Raw genomic sequence first — 16,299 nt, forward strand, 5'->3', positions numbered from 1 at the left:
CAAGCCCTACGCAAGGTGGCGCGGGCGGCCCGCAGGCGGCGCTTTCCTTTCCAACGGCGCGTGCATAATCTGCGCGCGACACAACATGTCGAACCCCGGGAGGACTCCATGAAACACACCACATTCCTGATCGCCACCGCGCTCGCCGCAGGCATCGCCGGCGCTGCGGCAGCGCAGGAGCGCATCACCTACAAGTCCGCAAAGACCGGCACGTCCTACTACCAGATGGGCGTCGAACTGGCCGAGGCGGTCAAGTCCGGCACCGATGGCGGCGCCATCGTGACCGTCGAGGAAAGCCAGGGCTCGGTGCAGAACGTGATGGAGGTGCGCGCGCGCGCCGGCGACTACGTCTTCACCACGCCGCCGGGTCTAGTTTCGGCGGCCCAGAACGCCGCCGGCCCCTTCGACGGAAAGGGCGATCCGGCCTTCGACGGAATCCGGGCGCTGTTCCCGATCCCGTCGCTGACCATGCATTTCGTGATGTCTGCCGACAGCGGCGCCAAGACGCTCGCGGATCTCGAAGGCAAGACGATCCTGCTGGGCAGCGGATCCTTCGGGGCGACCGAAGGCGAGAAGTACCTCGAGCTCTTCGGGTTGACCGACAAGGTGACGCTGGCGGATTCCGAGCTCAGCAACGCCGGCGACGCGCTGAAGAACGGCCAGATCGACGGTTTCGTGACCGCCGGCTCCTTCCCTGCGCCGAACGTGATCGAGGCCGCGGCCTCGACCGGGGTCACGGTGCTGTCGATGTCCGACGACGAGGTGGCTCAGACCAAGCGTACCAAGCTGGTGATCCCCGCCGGAACCTACGCCGGACAGGAGGCCGACATCGTGACGACCTCGCTCGACGTGGTGGCCTTCGCGACCACCAAGATGTCCGAGGATACCGCCTACATGCTGACCAAGACGTTCTGGGAAGAGCGTGAGCAGATGGCCGAAAGCGCGCCCTGGTGGGGCGCCGTCAGCACCGACATGCTGACCTCGATCGGCACCAAGCTGCATCCCGGTGCGGTGAAGTACTACCAGGAAATCGGCGTCGAGCTCAGCGACGCGCAGATGTGACCAAAGGCGCCGGCCCGAGGCGGGCCGGCGCAAGGACTTTTCGCGCATGACGCCTTCTTCCTTCCGTCCAGCCTGGGTCGCGCTGGGGTTCCTGACCGCCGCCGCGCATCTCGGGCTGGTGTTCTACGGGCTCGTGCCGAACCTCGTCGCACGGCCCCTGCATATGGCGCTTCTGCTACCTTGGGTGTTCCTCTGGCCTGCCGAAACGCGGCAGGGCGCGCTGCTGGGCGCGGTCGCGACGATCGTCGGCGTCGCGATCTGCGTTTGGATCGCACTCAACCACCGCCTTCTGCGCGACCAGTACGGTTTTCTCGAAGGTCAGGGACAGGTCGTCATGGCGATCGTGCTGCTTGGACTGGTGATCGAGGGCGCGCGGCGGATGATCGGCTGGCCGCTGCCCGCAGTTGCCGCGCTGACGCTCGCCTATGGGCTTTGGGGGCACCTGCTGCCGGGCGAGTTCGGGCATGCGGGCACGCCGCTGCCGAGCTTTCTCGGCACGCTGACCATCGCAGAGGGCGGGGTCTGGGGCAGCCTGACCGGAGTGTCGGTGGGGGTCGTCGCGATCTTCGTGATCTTCGGCGCGGTACTCAACGCCGGCGAGGCCGGACAGGGGTTCATGAACGTAGCCGCGGCGGCGGCCGGACGGCTCAAGGGTGGTGCCGCCAAGGTCTCGGTGCTGTCATCGGCGCTCTTCGGGTCGATCTCGGGGTCGGCCTCGGCCAACGTCGCGTCGACCGGTGCCGTCACCCTGCCCGCGATGACCGGCCTCGGCTATCCGCGGCGCCTGGCTGCGGCGACCGAGGCGGTGGCCTCGTCGGGCGGACAGATCATGCCGCCTCTGATGGGGGCCGGCGCCTTCGTGATGGTGGAACTGACCGGCACGCCCTACACGCAGATCATTGCCGCGGCACTGCTGCCCGCGATCCTATACTTCTGGGCGGTCTGGTCGGGCATCAACGCCTATGCCAGCCGCTACAACCTGCGCGGCATCGCCGAGGACGCGCGGCCTTCGCGGCGTGACGTGCTGGTGACCTCGGCCTTCTTCGCGGTGCCCTTCGCGGTCCTGCTCTGGCTGATGTTCGGCGCGGGGTTCACGCCGCAATACGCCGCTGCGATCTCGGTTCTGGTCGGGGCCGCGGCCCTTTTTGCCGACGGGAGGCGCGGTCCGGACCTGCGGCAGGGTCTGGCGCGGATGGCCGAGGCCTCGATCGGCGCCGGACGCCAGATCGCGATGATCGGCTCGATCATCCTCTGTGCCTCGATCGTTATCGGCGTGCTCGGGATCACCGGGCTCGGTGTCAAGCTGACCTCTGTGATCGTCGGCAGCTCGGGCGGCACGCTCTGGCCGTCGCTGCTGCTGACCGCGCTGGCCTGCCTGATCCTCGGCATGGAGGTGCCGACGACGGCGGCTTACGTGATCTGTGTCTCGGTCGCAGGGCCGGCGTTGACGGCGCTGGGGCTGCAGCCGCTGCTGGCGCATCTCTTCGTCTTCTGGTTCGCGCTTTTGTCGACGATCACTCCACCGGTCTGCGGCGCGGTCTTCATCGCCGCTGGCATGGTGCAGGAAAACTGGCTGCGGGTCGCAGGCACCGCGATGGCATTGGGGGTCGGGCTCTACGTCATTCCCCTTGGCATGGTCGCGAACCCCGCGGTCATCGCGCTGCAGACCGCTCCCGGCGCGGCGCTGCTCGCTTTCGGCAAGATCGGCGCGGGGCTTGCCTGTCTTTCCTGGGCGCTGATCGGGCGGGCGGGTCTGCCGCTGCGCGCGGGGCTAGGTGTGGCCGGAGTCGCGCTGGTCTTCCTGCTGCCGGTGCGCTGACCCGGCGGGCGGAGGCGCGGGGTGCCGCATGCGGGAGCCTCCGGCGGGGATATTTGGAAACCAGAGAGGGGCCGATCGTTTTGCGGCAGGCGGCGTCGGTCAATTCGGAACTGGACGCGGCACGGCGCGCGGTGACAGACTGCCGGCTAGGGACGCAGGAGGAGTGGCGGTATGACGACGGACCCCGAGGCGCGCGGCTGGAGCCCGCGCTGGATCGCGGCGCTGATGATGGCCCTGAGCGGCCTTTTCTTCTTTCTCGCGTTGCTGATGCAGGACATGCGGGCGCTAGACTCGCTGAACCGGGAGACGGTTCCCATCGGGCTGATGCTCCGGTACGCGGTCGCGATGGCGCTGGGCGGGGCGCTGGCGGGATACCTCACGTCGGCCCTGTTCGGGCGCGGTGCTTTCGGTGGCTTGCTGCGCAGCTTCGGAGGCTACCTGCTGGCGATCGTCGCGGGCATTGTCGCCTCGATCTTTGCCGGCGCTTTCGGCGCGGCCTTCGGCGAGGTGCCGGAGCTTCTGCGCGACGGCTACCACACCCGTGACCTGGTGCCGATCGCAGGCGGCGCGGTGATCCTCGCCTTCGTTGCGGCCGGCCGCCCCGTGTTGCTTCTGGTCTGGTTCGGCATCGTCATCGCCACCCATGTCTGGACCCGCAAGGCGCGCCGCGCGCGGTTCATTCCGGGCTAGCCGCAGGGTCTGCCGGTGCCGGACGCGCCTTGCCGCCGCGGAAGAGGCGGGTGACGATCACGAAGAAAAGCGGGACGTAGATCACCCCGAGGATCGTCGCCGAGAGCGTGCCGCCCAGCACGCCCGAGCCGATGGCGTTGCGCCCGCCCGAGCCTGCCCCGCTCGAGATCACCAGCGGCAGAACGCCCAGCGAGAAGGCCATTGAGGTCATGATGATGGGTCGGAACCGCTCGCGCGCTGCCTCGACGACCGCATCGACGACACGCTCGCCCGCCTCGTAGCGTTCGCGGGCGAACTCGACGATCAGGATGGCGTTCTTGCCGGTCAGCCCGATGACCGTCAGCAAGCCGACCTGGAAAAAGACCCCGTTCTCGAACCCGCCGGCCCAGGCGCCGAGCAGCGCGCCGAGCACGCCGATGGGCATGGCGAGCATCGCCGCGAAGGGGATCGACCAGCTTTCGTAAAGTGCGGCCAGCGCGAGAAACACCGCGCCGAGCGACAGCGCGTAGAGCAGCGGGGCCTGGTTGCCCGATTGCCGTTCCTCGAGAGAGAGCCCGGTCCAGGCGACGTCGAAGCCGGTGCCGATCTGCGACGCGAGCCGTTCGATCTCGGCCATGGCCTCGCCGGTCGAAACTCCTTCGGCCGGGCTGCCCTGCAACTGCACCGCCGGGACACCGTTGTAGCGGTAGAGACCCTGGGCCCCGTAGGCCCAGTCGCCGCGGGCGAAGTTCGAAAACGGCACCAGCCCGCCGGTGGCGTTGCGCACGCGCCACTTGTCGATGTCGGTGGGCACGGAGCGCGCGCTTTGCTCGCCCTGTACGTAAACCCGCTTGATCCGGTCCTGGTCGATGAAATCGTTGACGTAGCGCCCGGCCCAGGCGATCGACAGCAGGTTTCCGACATCGGTCGGGCTGACCCCCATCGCACCGGCCTTGCGCCAGTCGATGTCGAGGTTGTACTGCGCCGCATCCTCGAGCCCGCTGGGCCGCGCCGATGCGATTAGCGGGCTTTGCGCGGCGAGGCCCAAAAGCTGGTTGCGGGCGGTGACGAGCTGCTCGTGGTTCTGCCCGCCGCGCGCCTGCAGGAAGAAATCGAAGCCCGACACGTTGCCAAGCTCGATCACCGAAGGTGGCACGATCGGGAATACCAGCGCGTCGCGGATCTGGGAAAAGGCACCGAAGGCGCGGCCCGCCAGTCCCTGCACGCTGAGATCCGGTGTCTCACGCTCGGCCCAGTCCTCGAGCTGGACGAAGGCCAGCCCCATATTCTGCCCCGAGCCCGCGAAGCTGAAACCGACGACACCGAAGACCGATTTCACCACCGCGTCCTCTTGTTCGAGGTAATAGCTTTCGACCTGCTCGAGCACGTCGAGCGTGCGCTCGGTCGTGGCTCCGGTCGGCGCCTGGATCAGGGTGAAGAGAATGCCCTGATCCTCGTCCGGCAGAAACCCGGTGGGCGTCCGCAGGAACAAAAGCGCCATGCCGGCGGCGAGTGCCAGGTAGATCGCGAAGGTGCGCACCGGGCGCTTCACCGTCCAGCCGACGCCGCGCGCATATCCGCCAAGCAGCCCCTCGAAGCCGCGGTTGAACCAGCCGAAGGGACCGCGTTTCGTGGCATGCGCCTTTGGTTTCAACAGCGAGGCGCAGAGCGCCGGTGTCAGGGTCAGCGCGACGACCACCGAAAGCGCCATCGCCGAAACGATGGTGATCGCGAATTGCTGGTAGATCACGCCGGTCGAGCCCGGAAAGAACGCCATCGGCACGAAGACCGCCGAGAGCACGATGGCGATGCCGATCAGCGCCCCGGTGATCTGGCCCATCGACTTGTGGGTCGCCTCGCGCGGTTCGAGGCCTTCCTGTTCCATGATCCGCTCGACGTTCTCGACGACGACGATGGCGTCGTCCACCAGCAGTCCGATTGCCAGCACCATCGCCAGCATGGTCAGGGTGTTGATCGTAAAGCCGAAAGCCGCGAGAATCCCGAAGGTACCCAGCAGCACGATGGGCACGGCCAGCGTGGGGATCAGGGTCGCGCGAAGGTTCTGCAGGAAGAGGAACATCACCAGGAAGACAAGGCCGATCGCCTCGAACAGCGTCTTGACCACCTCCTCGATGGAAATCTCGACGAAAGGCGTGGTGTCGTAGGGGATGACGTAGCTGACGCCCTCGGGGAAGAAGCGCGCGAACTCGTCCATGCGCGCCTTGACCACTTCCGCCGTTTCCAGCGCATTGGCGCCAGTGGCGAGGCTGATCGCCATGCCTGAGGCCGGGGCGGCGTTGAACCGCGCGAGGGTGGCGTAGTTCTCGGCGCCGATCTCGACCCGGGCGACGTCGTCGAGCAGGACCAGACCGCCGTCGGTCTCGGCGCGCAGCACGATCTGGCGGAAATCTTCGGGCGTGCGCAGCAGGGATTGCGCGGTGATGGTGGCGTTGAGCTGCTGGCCGTCGAGCGTGGGACGGCTGCCGAAGGATCCGGCGGAGATCTGCGCGTTCTGGGCCGAGACCGAGGCCACGACATCCGACGGGGTCATTTCGAACGCGGCGAGCTTGGACGGGTCGAGCCAGATACGCATGGCGTATTTTCCGCCGAAGACCTGCACCGACCCAACCCCTTCGATCCGGCTGAGTTCATCGACGAGGTTGGTGATCATGTAATCGGCGAGGTCGACGTCCTCGAAGCGACCGTCCTCTGAAATGAGGCCGATCACCATAAGGAAGCCGGCCGAGGATTTCTCGACCTGGATGCCCTGCCGCTGGACGATCTCGGGCAGAAGGGTCGTGGCCTGGCTCAGCTTGTTCTGGACCTGCACCTGCGCGATGTCGATGTCGGTGCCGGTTTCGAAGGTCAGGGTGATCTGAGAAGTGCCGTCGGACGTCGAGGACGAGGAGAAATAGCGCAAATTGTCGAGCCCGGTCATCTGCTGCTCGACGATCTGCGTGACCGTGTTGGCGACGGTTTCGGCGGAGGCACCCGGGTAGGTCGCGCGCACGGTCACCGAGGGCGGCGCGATCTCGGGATATTGCGCGACCGGCAGGACGCGGATCGCAAGAATGCCGACCGCCATGATGAAGATCGAGATGACCCAGGCGAAAACGGGACGGTCGATGAAAAAGTGGGCCATGCGGTCAGTCCCTTTCCGGCGCGATCACTCCGACGCCTCGGTCTCGGCCTGTGTCTCGGGCGTGACGGGCGCACCCGGCGCGGCCTTCTGGAAACCGGCGACGACGACACGGTCGCCGGGCGCCAGCCCGTCGGACACCACCCAGCTCGACCCCATGTCCTGCAGGATGGTCAGCGCACGCTCTTCGATGACGTTTTCGTCCGACACCGTCCAGGCCACGGGACGGCCGCGACGATCCCGGGTGACGCCTTCCTGCGGAACGAGATAGACGTCGTCCGCCTCTTCCACGGGAACTTCGACCTGTACATACATTCCGGGCAGCAACAGTTTGTCGTCATTCGGAAATTCCAGTCGCAGCGTGACGACGCCGGTCTGCGGATGCACGTTGGGCTCGGCCGCGGTCAGCTTGCCGGTACCGTCATAGACGCTGCCGTCGGCCAGGGTCAGGCGGACGGTATCGTCGCGGATCTTTCGCGTACCGCCATCCTTGCCACGCCGCCAGCGCATCAGGTCGGCGGCCGACTGGGTGACGTCGACATAGACCGGGTCGATGTTGCGGATCACGGCCAGCGGTGCGGCCTGGCTTGCGGTCACAAGCGCCCCGGGGCTGGTCTGAGCAAGACCGATCTCGCCGGAGAGCCGCGCGCGGATGGTGGTGCGTTCGAGCTCGATCTCGGCCGCGCGCAAGGCCGCGCGGGCCACCTCGAGCGCCGCTGCGGCCGAGTCGCGGGCGCTCGTCGCCTCGTCCAGCGCCTGTTCGCTGGCCACGTTGCGCTGTTGCAACGCGATCAGGCGGTCGGCTTCGGTGCTGGCGCGCTTGCGCTCTGCCTCGGCCTGCGAGACGCTCGCCCTAGCCTGCGCGACGGCCGCGCGATAGCTGGCGTCGTCGATCCTGAAGAGCACGTCACCCTCGGAAACCGACGCGCCTTCCTGGAACAGGCGTTCGATGATGATGCCGTTGACCTGCGGACGGACCTCCGCCTCGGCGGAGGCCGCGACCCGTCCCGGCAGGGTGCTGGTCAACGTCACGGTCTCGGGCTGCACCTCAACCACCGTGACTGCCGCCGGAGGCCGCCCTTCCTGCGCCGCAAGGCTCGCCGGTCCTGCTGCCAGGACCAGAGCCAGAAACCTGAAGCCCCGTCTGGACAAGTCGATCATCTGCGTCATCCTTCGCGGAAGTTGTCGCGCCGTGTGCGCCGGGAGAGGCAATGTGCGTCCACACCTGCCTAGTCCGCATCCTGACCCCAAGGCAAGCGGCCACCGACACGATCACGCGAAATCCATCGGGGTTAGGCTGGTGAGACCGAAATTGCGTCGTTCCGCCCGAACGGCGCGGATCTACCGCGCTCAGACGGTCTTCAGCATCCCGCCATCGACGTGGTAAGCCGAACCGACGCTGTAGGCTGCGCGCGGGGAACACAGGAAGACGCAGAAATCGGCCAGTTCCTCGACCGTGCCGAAGCGGCGGATGTCGGCATGTTCGTCGGCGACCTCCTGCAGGTAGGTCTCCCAGTCCTCGCCGCGCAATTCGCGCGTCGTATTCTCCCAGTCCGGCGTGCGGATCAGGCCGGGATTGACCGTGTTCACGCGGATGCCGCGCTTGATCATCTCGGTCGAAAGACATTTCGAGAACATCATCAGCGCCGCCTTGGTGGTGTTGTAGATCGGCTCGTACCAAAGCGGCTGCACCGCGCAGATCGAGGCGTTCATCAACATCGCGCCGCCGCCCTTGGCCTCCATCTGGTCGGCCAGCCCGCGCGACAGGCGCACGGCCGCCATCACGTGCAGGTTCCAGTAGTCCATCCACTTGTCGTCGGAAGCCTCGGCCACGGTCTCGTTCGATCCGGTGCCGGCGTTGGAGACGAAGATGTCCGCGCCGCCGAAATCCTGCGCCGCATCGATCACGTAGTCGCATCCCTCGGCGGTGGCGACATCCGCGGCGACCGACAGGCAACGCACCCTGTGCCGCGCGCTGATCTCGCGTGCCGCCTTTTCGATCGCCTCCTCACCCCGGGCATTGATGACGAGATGCGCGCCCTCGCGCGCGAAGGCGTTGGCGATCCCGAGCCCGATGCCTTTCGAGGCGCCGGTCACGACGGCAAGCTTGCCTTTCAGTCCGAGGTCCACCTGCGCCCCTTTCCTGCGGTTATCGCCCTCACGGTAACCCGGTTCGGCCGTTCCGGGCAAACTCCGCGCGCTGGTCAGACCGTCCCTTCCGTCTTGATGTGGATGGTTTCGCCGCAGTGCTTGCAATGGACCGCGTCGGCGTCGTGCAGCACCAGCCCACAGGTTCCGCACTCCTGCCGGACCTTCACGGGCCGCACGATGACCTGAAGCAGACGCAGGAACAGGGTGACGCCGAAGATCATCACCGCCACCGACAGCATACGGCCCCAGGGACCGGTCAGGATGATGTCTCCGAAGCCCGTGGTCGTCAGCGTGGTGACGGTGAAGTAAAGCGCATCGGCATAGTTCCGGATGTCCGGGTTGATCGCGACCTGAGTGGCATAGATCAGGCCCGTCATCACGAAGAGAAACACTGCGAGGTTGATCGAGGCCAGCACGATGTCCTCGTTCTCGCGAAAGAAGCGGAAGTCGCGGCGCAGTCGGTAGAGCAACTGGTAGGTGTGCAAGAGGCGCAAGGTCCGCAGGATGCGCAGGAACCCGAGCCCCTCGCCCGCGATCGGCGCAAGGAACGAGAAGATGGCGGCGATGTCTGCCCAGCTCGACAGGCGCAGCAGCATCCGCCCGCGATCTGACTCCAGCCAGAGCCGCACGAGGAAATCGCACAGGATGAGCAGGCCGAAGACCATGTCCAGCTTCTCGATGATCGGCGTGTGCGGAATGAAGGACGTCGCGATCACGAAGAGGATGGTGACGATATCGAAGACCAGCAACGCATAGCGAAACCGGTGCGCCCGGGGCGTATTGTCCTCGTAGAGCGATCTCAGTCGTGCAAGCAAACCCGGCCCTGTGCCTCTGCGCCGGAAGACGATGCCACGGCAGTGCAGGCTTGGCCAGATGCCGAAGTCCGCGGTCGTCGGCGCGTGCGTTTCAGGCCGTGTTGGTGCGTGGAGGCTCGGCGGTCTGCGGCCCGGGGAACGGGCCGAGACAGCTGGCACGATGCGAGACCTGGAAGACGTGGTTGTAAAGCTGCGCCACCCACTGCTTGCCTTCCATCGTCTGCTCGAGATGCCCCAGCGCCGGTCCGATCAGCGGCTGCACCTGTGACCAGAAGAAGTTCGGGAACTGCTCCATCAGGTCCATCGGGGTCTCGTAGCCGAGCTTTGCGGCCATTCCGGTTTCGACGAACTCGTGGAACAGCCCGTTGATCTTGCGGTGATAGAATGGGTCGGCGATCTGGCCGATCAGGTCGGCGGCCCGCACCAGTGCCGGTTCGCTGTCGGTGCAGCGGTAGGCCGGGTCCTCGGGCACAGGGAAGCGCGTGTATTCGATGGCCTTCGCGATCCGGTGCTCGTCGATCAGGCTGGCCTTGGCGAACCGCTGAACGGCGTAGAGCTTGCCGCGATCCACGTGGTAGGGCGCAAGGTAGGCGTCCGAGGCCCCGCGCGGCGGGCAGACGCGGTCGCCCGCGGCGTTGATCACGACCTCGGTATCGGTGTCGCCTTCGCAGACATCGCGCAGATAGCCGACGTCATGCACCAGCAGGGCGATCATGAAATGCAGCCAGTCCTCGGGTTGCACGGCCTGGGTGACGAGTTGTCCGCGCACGATCTGCTGGCCGACCAGCGTGACCATCATCGTGTGCTCGGCGTTGTGATAAAGCGCGTCCGAGTTGCCCAGACGCTCCAGCATCATGCGGGCGCATCCGTTGATGTAGGCAGCGTATTCCGCTTTCCGCCCCGAGAAGTACTGCAGATAGGTCTCGGAGAGGTAATCCCCGAATTCCGCAGCAACCACGGCGGTTGGGTTGAACATCTGCCGGCCTCCTGAGCGCGGAGAAGCTGGGCTATACTATCATAGGCCCCCCGCCCTGCATAGCGGCGGCGGCAAGCCGCGCCTGTGCCTCGAAAGGCTCAGCGCAGGCGGTTCAGCAGGTCCAGTGACGGCTCGCCGGTGACCGGCAGTCCCGCACTTTGCTGGTAGGCCGAAATCGCAGCCACGGTTTTCGAACCGATCACCCCGTCGGCGCCCGCGGTGTCGAAACCGCGCGCGGTCAGACGTTCCTGAAGCTCGCGTCGGTCGTCGATCGTCATGCCCTTTGAATCGGGCGGGAAATCGCCCTGGATCGGCGCGCCGCCGACGAGACGGTCGGAGAGATGGCCGACCCCGATCACGTAGTTGGTCGCGTTGTTGTAGCGCGAGATGACGGTGAAGTTGTGAAAGATCATGAAGGCCGGGCCGCGCCCGCCGGGCCGGATGATCGTCGCACTTCCGTAGTCCGGGATGCTGCCGCCCGCGGCCGGGCGCACGCCCAGCGCTGCCCATTGCGACGGCCTGCGCCGGCCCGAGGTCGAAACGCCGGCGGGCACCCGCACCTCGACACCCCAAGGCTGGCCCGCGCGCCAGCCCGAGCGCGAGAGATAGGCGGCGGCGGAGGCAAGCGCATCGGTAGGATCGTCCGACCAGATGTCGCGGCGTCCATCACCGGTGAAATCGACGGCATAGGCTTCGAAGGAGGTCGGGATGAACTGCGTATGCCCCATCGCCCCGGCCCAGCTTCCGGTCATGCGCTCGGGGCTGATGTCGCCGCGCTGCAGGATGCGCAGTGCAGCCATCAACTGCTGTTCAAAAAACGCGCCGCGCCGACCGTCGTAGGCCAGCGTCGAGACCGCCGAGATCACGGGGACCGATCCGCGCTGTTCGCCGTAACGACTCTCGAGCCCCCAGATCGCGGTGACGACTTGCGGCTCGACCCCGTAACGCCCCTGGATCGCCGACAGTGTCGACCCGTAGCGCCGCAGCATCGCCTTGCCGGTCGACACCCGCTCGGGCGAGGCGGCGATGGCGAGGTAGTCCTCGAGCGTTCGGGTGAATTCGGTCTGGTTGCGATCGCGCTCGACCACGAGCGGCAGGTAACCCGCGCCCCGGAACGCGGCGTCGATCGTGGACTGCGAAATGCCGCGACCGGCCGCGCGGCCCTTGAAGGCCGCGACCCAGGCATCGTAGCCCGAATTGGGCACCGCGCGGTATTCGGGCTCCGCAGATGGTGAGACGCCGCCGCCCCCCGCGCAGGCGGTCAGGAGAAGCGCCGGAATTCCGAAGGTAATTGCCCGTCTCGAGATCATGGCCCTTGCTCTCCCGTGCCCGCATGTCCGGCGGTTGATCCGCCGTGATCCAAGGTGCAGAGTTGCACGCTTCACGTGCAGCCGCAACATCGCGCACGCGGGCCGCGGGCCCACGCGGGCAAGGCTTTGCCAGCGGCCGGCGATGCGGCTAGTCTGGGTGACGCGCAGGGAGGTCAATATGGCAGGCGGATGGGCGCGCGATGGCGCGGTGAACGAACAGATCGAAGCCTCGATCGAGGACGAGTTGCAGCGCATGAAGTCGCGCAGCGCGCCGAGCGGCGAAAGCTGGACCCACTGCGCGGAGTGCGAGGAACCGATCCCGGAGGCCCGCCGCCGCGCTGTACCCGGCGTCAAGATCTGCATCGACTGCCAACGCGAGCGTGACGGCCAGCCCGCAACGCGCGGCGGTATCAACCGGCGCGGCTCGAAAGACAGCCAGCTCAGGTAGACCCTTCCAGCGCTTGCCCGACTCGGTCCATCGGTCCCATGATGCCTGCGGGCGCCCGAACACGGCCCCAGTGGATCGGAGCAAGACGATGACCACGACGATACTTCTGGGAACGACCAAGGGCGCCTTCCTGCTCGACGCCGATGACGAACGCGCGGCCTGGGAGGTGCGCGGCCCCTTCTGCGACGGTTGGCCGATCAATCATGTTCTGGGCAGTACGGATGGCCGGCGGCTCTGGGCCGCGGGCGGCAGCGACTGGCACGGCGCCGGCGTCTGGCGCTCGGAGGACGGCGGCGACAGCTGGTCACTCAGCAAGCTTGCCAATGGCGAGTTCGACGCGTGGATCGCAAACGATCCGGACATGGCGCAGCAATTCGGGCTGGAGCCTTCGCCGCCCGCGCCGTTCGACGGCGAGATCACGGCGCTTTGGTCGCTGGGCCGCACCGACGATTGCCTTTACGCGGGGGCCAAGCCCGCGACGCTGTTCCAAAGCACTGACGGTGGCGAAAGCTGGGAAAAGGTTTCGGGCCTCACGGACCATCCCTCCCGCGACAGCTGGCAGCCGGGCGGCGCGGGGCTGGTGCTGCACACCATCGTGGCGCGCGCGGACGATCCGCAAAAGCTCTGGGTCGGGATCTCCGCCGCGGGCGTTTTCGCCACCGAGGATGGCGGGGAAACATGGGACCGGCGCAACCGACGCTCGAACGAGGATGCCGTGGACCACGCGCCGCATCCCGGTCATGCCCATGACGACGGGCACGAGGTCGGGCATTGCGTCCACAACGTCGTACGCGCGGCGACGAACGGGTCCGGCGGCGACCTGCTCTACCAGCAGAACCATCACGGCGTGTTCCGCAGCCTCGACGGCGGGCGCAGCTGGCAGGATATCGCGGCCGGCCTGCCGTCGACCTTCGGCTTCCCGATCGCGGTGCATCCGCACGATCCTGAAACGATCTGGGTTCTGCCGCTCAACGGCGATTCGATCGGGCGATACCCGCCGGACGCTTCCGCCTCGGTCTGGAAGTCGAGCGACGGCGGCGTACGCTGGACCGGTCATTCCGAGGGGCTTCCGGTGAAGAACTGCTTTTTCACCGTGCTGCGGCAGGCGATGGCAACCGACCGCGAAGCGCAGCCGGGGCTCTATTTCGGCACCAACAGCGGCTCGGTCTTCGCCAGCGTCGACGGCGGCGAACGCTGGTCCGAGATCGCGCGCCACCTGCCCACGGTCCTGTCCGTCGAGACCGCCGTCCGGGCGTGAGATCTCAGCCCGCAGTCAGGTAGGGGATCGTCCCGGCGATATCGGTATCGTCGATCACCCGGAACCAGCTTTCGCTGCCTGCCTGGCGGGCATTGCCGTAAGGCGCGTATTCGGGGTCCTCCGCGAAGGCCGTCACCGCGTCTTTCGAGGGGAACTCCAGGATCGCGATAAGGGTGCTGCCGCTTTCCGCGCCTTCGAGCGTGTCGATGTTGCCGCTTCGGGCGAGGTATCGCCCGCCATGCTTCTCGACCAGCTTGTGAACGTTGGCGGCGTATTCGGGGATCCAGCCGTCGTCGGTCACCTTGATGTCGGCAATCAGGTAGGCACTCATTCAGCTCTCCTTTCCTGCAAGTCCGGCGGCCATCGGTCGACCGCCCGCGAGCAGTCTGCGCCGAACACCCGCCCCCGATCCAGCCCCTTGCACGCCGCGCAGCAGCGATCAGACCGCAAGGCTGTGCGACATCCCGGGTGTGACAAAGCGGTCGAGCGTGGCGGCGATGACACGGATCAGCGGGCGTCCGCGCCGCGCGATGACGACCCGGCCCGCCTCGTACCGACAGAGGTCCGGCCAGGTATCGAGAAGCCGCCGGGTGGCGCTGGCGATATCGCCGCGGGCGCCCGGGAACTCGGCCTCCAGGCCCCCGGTGTCGAGCGTGAAGTGGCACATCAACTGTTCGATCATGCGCGCCGCCAGTCGGTCCGCCGAGGACAGAACGAAGCCGCGCTGCCCGGCCAGCCGATCGGCGCGCACCATGCGCGAATAGGCCGAGGTCGCGGCGGCGTTCTGGCAATAGCCGCCGGCAAAACGCGAGATCGCCGAGGCGCCGAGCCCGATCAGCGTTTCTGCGGTGTCGTCGGTGTAACCCTGGAAGTTGCGCCGCAGCCGGCCCGCATCTCTGGCCAGCGCCAGCCCGTCGCCGGGCCGGGCGAAATGGTCGATGCCGACCTCGGTGAAGCCGCTTTGCAGCAAAAGCGCCCGCGCGACCTCGGCCAGTTCGAAGCGTTGCTGCGCCTGCGGCAGCGTCGCCGCCTCGATCATCGACTGGCGCTTGGACATCCAGGGCACATGCGCATAGCCGTAAAGCGCGATCCGGTCGGGCGCGAGGTCGAGGACCTTGTGCAGACTGCGCGCGAGCGTCTCGTCGGTCTGGTGCGGCAGACCGTAGAGCAGGTCGACATTGAGGCTCCGGACTCCCGCCTTGCGGAGGATCTTCACCGCGCGCCTTGTCTGGGCGAAGCTCTGCTCGCGACCGATGGCCGACTGCACGGCAGGCTCGAAATCCTGCACCCCGATGCTGGCGCGGTTCATGCCGAATTCCGCGAGCATCCGCAGCGCTGCCTCCGAAGCCTCGGTCGGGTCGATCTCGACCGAAAACTCGAAATCCTCGCCGGGATCGAAGGCGTCGAAGATGCCGGTGAGCAGAGTCTTCGCCAGGCTTGCGTCGAGGATCGTCGGCGTTCCGCCTCCGAGGTGCAGGCGCGACAGGCTGGGGCGGGCGGTCATCCGTGCGGCGACGAGGCCGATTTCGTGCAGCACGTCCTTCACATAGGCGGCCACCGGACGCAGGTTCGACGTTCCCTGCGTGCGGCAGGCGCAGAACCAGCACAACCTGCGGCAGAACGGGATGTGCACGTAGAGCGAGATCGCATCGTCATCGGAAAGCGACGCCAGCCAGGCTGCCTGGTTCTCGCCTCCGGCGGTCGCGGAAAAATGGTTCGCGGGCGGGTAGCTGGTGTAACGCGGTACACGTGCGTCGAAAAGTCTTTGCAGGTCAGCTTGATGATGCGTCAGCATGTGGTTACGCTTAATCACAGCGGCGGCTTATCTCATTGATCCAGGTCAAACCCATGACCATCTCGCTCAATACTCGCGTGACGTGCGACGCCTGCCCGATCCGGCATCGGGCGATCTGCTCGCGTTGCGACAGCGAGGAGCTCTCGCTGCTCGAACGGATCAAGTCCTACCGCACCTACAAGGCCGGCGAGACGATCCTGTGGCGCGGCGACGACCTGCATTTCGTGGCCTCGGTGGTGAAGGGCGTGGCGACGCTCGGCAAGACGCTCGAGGACGGCCGGACCCAGGTGGTCGGCCTGCTTCTGCCATCGGATTTCGTCGGACGCCCGGGCCGTCCGCAGATCGACTTCGACGTGACCGCCGTGACCGACGTCACCTTGTGCTGTTTCGAACGCGGAGCCTTCGAGGAACTGCTGACGACCACTCCGCATGTCGCCGAGCGGATGGTCGAGATCGCGCTGGACGAGCTGGACGCGGCGCGCGACTGGATGCTGCTTCTGGGGCGCAAGACCGCGCGCGAAAAGATCGCGACCTTCGTCGAGATGCTCGTGCGCCGCCAGAGCCTTGCCGGAGGCGGCGCAACCGGTGCTGCGCTGTCTCTGCCGCTGACGCGCGACGAGATCGCGAATTACCTCGGGCTGACGCTGGAAACCGTGAGCCGGCAGATGACAGCCCTGCGCCGCGAAGGCGTGATCGAATTCGCCGACCGGCGCCGCTTTGAAGTCAAGGATCTGTCCGCCCTGCACGTCGCCACGGGCGACGATGCGGACGGCGGGCCGATCAGTTGAGAAAACTGATCTGTGTCAATGTTCGGCACTGCGGCATGGTGTTTGTGTCGTGCCAGCCAGAAGGAGAAT

14 protein-coding genes are annotated in these 16,299 nt (G+C 66.8%); 6 read left to right on the top strand and 8 right to left on the bottom strand.

Annotated features, from left to right (window positions below; translation table 11 throughout):
• Positions 1-108 precede the first annotated feature (108 nt).
• The 3 genes from R5H30_RS11180 (at position 109) to R5H30_RS11190 (ending at position 3,571) form a co-directional block, all read left to right on the top strand.
• The gene (locus tag R5H30_RS11180) at positions 109-1,062 is read left to right on the top strand and encodes a TAXI family TRAP transporter solute-binding subunit (protein ID WP_318328390.1); all 954 of its coding nucleotides are present in this window, start codon (positions 109-111) and stop codon (positions 1,060-1,062) included.
• Between the two features lie 46 nt (positions 1,063-1,108).
• The gene (locus R5H30_RS11185) at positions 1,109-2,881 is read left to right on the top strand and encodes a TRAP transporter permease (RefSeq protein WP_318328391.1); all 1,773 of its coding nucleotides are present in this window, start codon (positions 1,109-1,111) and stop codon (positions 2,879-2,881) included.
• Between the two features lie 171 nt (positions 2,882-3,052).
• Complete coding sequence (locus tag R5H30_RS11190) at positions 3,053-3,571, top strand: hypothetical protein (protein ID WP_318328392.1); 519 nt, start codon at positions 3,053-3,055, stop codon at positions 3,569-3,571.
• Here R5H30_RS11190 and R5H30_RS11195 read toward each other — a convergent pair.
• From R5H30_RS11195 to R5H30_RS11220, 6 genes are all read right to left on the bottom strand, one after another.
• On the bottom strand, positions 3,558-6,692 hold the full coding sequence (locus tag R5H30_RS11195; RefSeq protein WP_318328393.1) for an efflux RND transporter permease subunit: 3,135 nt from the start codon (positions 6,690-6,692) through the stop codon (positions 3,558-3,560). The genes R5H30_RS11190 and R5H30_RS11195 overlap by 14 nt on opposite strands.
• Positions 6,693-6,716: 24 nt before the next feature.
• Positions 6,717-7,850 carry an efflux RND transporter periplasmic adaptor subunit gene (locus R5H30_RS11200; RefSeq protein ID WP_318328394.1) on the bottom strand — a complete coding sequence of 378 codons (1,134 nt, stop codon included), beginning with the start codon at positions 7,848-7,850 and terminating at the stop codon, positions 6,717-6,719.
• 189 nt (positions 7,851-8,039) lie between these two features.
• A complete protein-coding gene (locus R5H30_RS11205) occupies positions 8,040-8,819 on the bottom strand; it encodes an SDR family NAD(P)-dependent oxidoreductase (protein WP_318328395.1) in 780 nt (259 codons plus the stop codon).
• A 74-nt stretch (positions 8,820-8,893) separates the two neighbouring features.
• Positions 8,894-9,655: an ion channel gene (locus R5H30_RS11210; protein ID WP_318328397.1), complete on the bottom strand. Its 762-nt coding sequence runs from the start codon at positions 9,653-9,655 to the stop codon at positions 8,894-8,896.
• A gap of 91 nt (positions 9,656-9,746) precedes the next feature.
• The gene (locus R5H30_RS11215) at positions 9,747-10,631 is read right to left on the bottom strand and encodes a hypothetical protein (protein ID WP_318328398.1); all 885 of its coding nucleotides are present in this window, start codon (positions 10,629-10,631) and stop codon (positions 9,747-9,749) included.
• 98 nt (positions 10,632-10,729) lie between these two features.
• Positions 10,730-11,941, bottom strand: a complete 1,212-nt coding sequence (locus R5H30_RS11220; RefSeq protein WP_318328400.1) for a lytic murein transglycosylase — start codon at positions 11,939-11,941, stop codon at positions 10,730-10,732.
• 178 nt (positions 11,942-12,119) lie between these two features.
• Here R5H30_RS11220 and R5H30_RS11225 point away from each other — a divergent pair, with 178 nt between their 5' ends.
• Both R5H30_RS11225 and R5H30_RS11230 read left to right on the top strand, forming a co-directional pair.
• Positions 12,120-12,389 carry a DksA/TraR family C4-type zinc finger protein gene (locus R5H30_RS11225; protein WP_318328401.1) on the top strand — a complete coding sequence of 90 codons (270 nt, stop codon included), beginning with the start codon at positions 12,120-12,122 and terminating at the stop codon, positions 12,387-12,389.
• A gap of 88 nt (positions 12,390-12,477) precedes the next feature.
• Positions 12,478-13,647 carry a WD40/YVTN/BNR-like repeat-containing protein gene (locus R5H30_RS11230; RefSeq protein ID WP_318328402.1) on the top strand — a complete coding sequence of 390 codons (1,170 nt, stop codon included), beginning with the start codon at positions 12,478-12,480 and terminating at the stop codon, positions 13,645-13,647.
• 4 nt (positions 13,648-13,651) lie between these two features.
• Here R5H30_RS11230 and R5H30_RS11235 read toward each other — a convergent pair whose 3' ends face one another.
• Complete coding sequence (locus tag R5H30_RS11235; protein ID WP_318328403.1) at positions 13,652-13,978, bottom strand: DUF1330 domain-containing protein; 327 nt, start codon at positions 13,976-13,978, stop codon at positions 13,652-13,654.
• 108 nt (positions 13,979-14,086) lie between these two features.
• Entirely contained in the window at positions 14,087-15,442 is a 1,356-nt protein-coding gene (gene hemN, locus R5H30_RS11240; protein ID WP_318328404.1) for an oxygen-independent coproporphyrinogen III oxidase, read from the bottom strand.
• Positions 15,443-15,495: 53 nt separating this feature from the next.
• Here hemN and fnrL point away from each other — a divergent pair, with 53 nt between their 5' ends.
• The gene (gene fnrL / locus R5H30_RS11245) at positions 15,496-16,230 is read left to right on the top strand and encodes a transcriptional regulator FnrL (protein WP_318328405.1); all 735 of its coding nucleotides are present in this window, start codon (positions 15,496-15,498) and stop codon (positions 16,228-16,230) included.
• The last annotated feature ends 69 nt before the right edge of the window (positions 16,231-16,299 follow it).

Origin of the sequence: Roseobacter sp. FCG-D35 (assembly GCF_033436665.1) — a bacterium.
Lineage (GTDB): Bacteria > Pseudomonadota > Alphaproteobacteria > Rhodobacterales > Rhodobacteraceae > JAWQFO01.